Annotated in this window: 2 protein-coding genes and 1 pseudogene; 2 read left to right on the forward strand and 1 reads right to left on the reverse strand. The window is 66.9% G+C overall.

Annotated features, from left to right (window positions below):
• Positions 1 to 459 (forward strand): annotated as a pseudogene (locus AC1DU6_RS28730) (TonB-dependent receptor); the annotation flags it as partial.
• A 202-nt stretch (positions 460 to 661) separates the two neighbouring features.
• A complete protein-coding gene (locus AC1DU6_RS28735) occupies positions 662 to 1,732 on the forward strand; it encodes a type II asparaginase (protein ID WP_477861311.1) in 1,071 nt (356 codons plus the stop codon).
• A gap of 99 nt (positions 1,733 to 1,831) precedes the next feature.
• On the opposite strand, the gene rdgC is transcribed toward AC1DU6_RS28735, so the two are convergent.
• Positions 1,832 to 2,110 (reverse strand): recombination-associated protein RdgC (rdgC, locus tag AC1DU6_RS28740; RefSeq protein WP_477861309.1); only part of this gene is annotated, 279 nt, incomplete at its 5' end.

The raw sequence follows: 2,110 nt of genomic DNA on the forward strand, positions 1-2,110 counted from the left end.
CGTCATGGGCTTGAGTGGAACAACCGCTATGCCCCTGTGCCCTGGTTGCTCATCGACGCCGACCTGGCCTGGACGCGTGCCCGTTTCGCCGATTTCGACCCCGCGGGCAACCGCATTCCCAATGCCGTCGACAAGGTCGGATCGATCGCCGTCACGCTGCGCGACCTTGGTCCCTGGTCGGCCAGCCTGCAGTGGCGTTACCTCGGCTCGGGCTCGCTGGTCGAGGACAACAGCGTGCGCTCGCGCTCGTCGCTGACGACGAATCTGCGCGTCAGCCGCAAGCTGTGGGACAAGGCCGAGCTGACGGTGGACGTCTTCAACCTGATGGACCGCAAGCTCAACGACATCGAGTACTTCTACGAGTCACAACTGCCCGGCGAGGCGGCGGCGGTGGCCGACCGTCATGTCCACCCGGCCGAGCCGCGCACGGTGCGGGTGACGCTGAAGATGGGGTTCTGAAGAGACGACGATGCGCGCGTTGCTGCCCCGCTGCTGATCCGGGCTCTTGAAGCGCTTTTGCACGCGGCCCGGCCCGGGCAATGCACTGGAGTCATGCGCCTTCTGAAAGCACGAATGCCGGATCGGTATTCATGCTGGCCCGTTTCTCGCATCTACTCGCGCTGGTTTCTTTACAACCAGAGGAGAACCCWGCATGCAATCCATGACCTTCGGCCTGCGCGCCGCCTGCGCCGCGCTGCTGGCGGCCAGCGCCTTCGCCGGCTTGCCGGCGCTGGCCCAGACCGCCAAACCCACCGTGGTGATCGTCGCCACCGGCGGCACCATCGCCGGTGCTGGCGCCTCGGCGTTGAACAGCGCCACCTACCAGGCCGCCAAGGTGCCGGTGGACAAGCTGATCGCCGGTGTGCCCGAACTGGCCAGCGTGGCCAACGTGCGCGGCGAGCAAGCCTTCCAGATCGCTTCCGAGAGCTTCACCAACGACAAGCTGGTGACCCTGGGCAAGCGCGTTTCCGCGCTGCTGAAGGACCCGGAAGTGGGCGGTGTGGTCGTCACCCACGGCACCGACACGCTGGAAGAGACCGCCTTCTTCCTGAACCTGGTGATCAAGAGCGACAAGCCCATCGTGGTGGTCGGCTCGATGCGGCCGGGCAGCGCGATGTCGGCCGACGGCATGCTGAACCTGTACAACGCGGTGGTGGTGGCGGCTTCGCCCAGCGCCAAGGGCAAGGGCGTGCTGATCACCATGGCCGACGACATCCTGTCCGGCCGTGACGCAGCCAAGCGCGTGAACATCAAGACCAGCGCCTTTGGCAGCCAATGGGGTTCGCTGGGCATGGTGGTCGAGGGCAAGACCTTCTGGTTCCGCAGCCTGGCCAAGCGCCATACCGCGAACTCCGAGTTCGACATCGACACCATCGACGCGCTGCCGGACGTGTCCATCGTCTACGGCTCGGGCAGCATGAACATGGCGCTGTACGACGCGGCGGCCACGCCGGGCGTCAAGGCCATCATCAACGCCGGCACGGGCAATGGCTCGGTGCCCAACTACGCGGTGGACAAGCTCAAGTCCATCCGCGACAAGGGCGTGCTGGTCATCCGCTCCAGCCGCGTGGCTGACGGCATCGTGCTGCGCAACGCCGAGCAGCCCGACGACAAGTACGACTGGGTGGTGGCCCACGACCTGAACCCCCAGAAGGCCAAGATCCTGGCCGCCGTGGCCCTGACCAAGCCACAGACCACCGCTGAGCTGCAGCGGATCTTCTGGGAATATTGATCTAGCGGAGCGTGCCGAGAGCTTCGCGGCTGACGGCACCGTTGTGGCGTGCCTGCCGGTGCCGCGCCAAGCTACCCAAGCGATCCGACGCCTGGGGTGTCACCAGGGCGGTGACTCACTGAGCGCGTCCTCAGGCACGTTCGCCGGCAGAGAGGCGATGGCGGGCGCGGGCGCTGAGGCGGGCGCACCTGCCGCGGCGAAGTCGTGCTCGCCGCCCAGGCCTTCGATGAGCGCCGGGATCAGCCGGCCCAGTTCGCCGGTCGCCAGGGCCGCGTCGGCGTCGAAGGCTTCGTCGCCGCTGGCCTCGGGCCGGCCTTCAAAGGCCAGGTCCAGGAAGCTGATCTTCTTGATCGCGAAGCCCTCGGTCAGCGTGAAGGC

This window comes from Roseateles sp. P5_B10 (assembly GCF_056400485.1).

What these genes read in the sequence shown, in the direction of transcription:
- AC1DU6_RS28735 (WP_477861311.1), top strand. Translation starts at nt 662, where the DNA reads ATGACCTTCGGCCTGCGCGCCGCCTGCGCCGCGCTGCTGGCGGCCAGC.